Source organism: Streptomyces poriferorum, assembly GCF_019399235.1.
GTDB classification, from domain to species: domain Bacteria; phylum Actinomycetota; class Actinomycetes; order Streptomycetales; family Streptomycetaceae; genus Streptomyces; species Streptomyces poriferorum.
The window spans coordinates 1-362 of the sequence record NZ_JAELVH010000673.1; the positions used below are offsets into that span (position 1 = coordinate 1).

The 362-nt window shown below is 67.4% G+C and carries 1 protein-coding gene; it reads left to right on the forward strand.

Annotated features, from left to right (window positions below):
- Nucleotides 1-8 precede the first annotated feature (8 nt).
- The coding region (locus JGS39_RS40360) for a peptidylprolyl isomerase (RefSeq protein ID WP_219574699.1) at nucleotides 9-362 on the forward strand (354 nt) is incomplete at its 3' end.

Genomic DNA, 362 nt, shown 5'->3' on the forward strand with positions numbered 1-362 from the left:
GGCAGACCGTGGCCGAGCAGCTTTACGCCACCTTGAAGACCAATCAGGGCGACATCGAGATCCGGCTTCTGCCGAACCACGCGCCCAAGACGGTCAAGAACTTCGTCGAGCTCGCCACCGGTGAGCGCGAGTGGACCCACCCGGCGACCGGCGCCAAGTCCAAGGACCGGCTGTACGACGGCACCGTCTTCCACCGGGTCATCAGCGGCTTCATGATCCAGGGCGGCGACCCGCTGGGCAACGGGACGGGCGGCCCGGGGTACGAGTTCGGCGACGAGTTCCACCCCGACCTGGCCTTCACCAAGCCGTACCTGCTGGCGATGGCCAACGCGGGCCCCGGAACCAACGGCTCGCAGTTCTTC